Source organism: Loigolactobacillus bifermentans DSM 20003 (assembly GCF_001434575.1).
GTDB classification, from domain to species: domain Bacteria; phylum Bacillota; class Bacilli; order Lactobacillales; family Lactobacillaceae; genus Loigolactobacillus; species Loigolactobacillus bifermentans.
Genome location: NZ_AZDA01000070.1, coordinates 1 through 444 on the forward strand (window position 1 = coordinate 1; position 444 = coordinate 444).

The 444-nt window shown below is 43.0% G+C and carries 1 protein-coding gene; it reads left to right on the plus strand.

Annotated features, from left to right (window positions below; all coding sequences use genetic code 11):
- Positions 1 to 444: IS3 family transposase (locus tag FC07_RS08420; protein ID WP_083483258.1), on the plus strand; the 444-nt coding region annotated here is incomplete at both ends.

Below are 444 nucleotides of genomic sequence, written 5' to 3' on the forward strand. Positions count from 1 at the left end.
ATGACCTATATTCAAACGAAGCGTAATGGCTGGTGTTACTTATCAACCATCATGGACCTGCACTCACGACGGATTATCGGCTATTCGTTCTCAAAAAAGATGGCTACTGATTTAGTCTTAAAGACCCTTGAAAGCGCGGTTAAAAATCGAACCATTACTGGGGACCTGATTATCCATACGGATTTAGGATCACAGTATACCAGCGATGATTACAATCAACGTTTAACTGAGCTACATATCCGCCACTCATACAGCCGTAAGGGTTGTCCGTATGATAATGCGCCAATGGAATCCTTTCACGCTTCCCTCAAAAAGGAATGTGTTTATCCAGTGCCGGTCTTTGAAGATTATGAAACTGCCGCTGCCGTCCTTTTTGAATATGTGCATGCTTTCTACAATAGGAAGAGAATTCATAGTTCACTGGGCTACCAGACCCCCTTACAA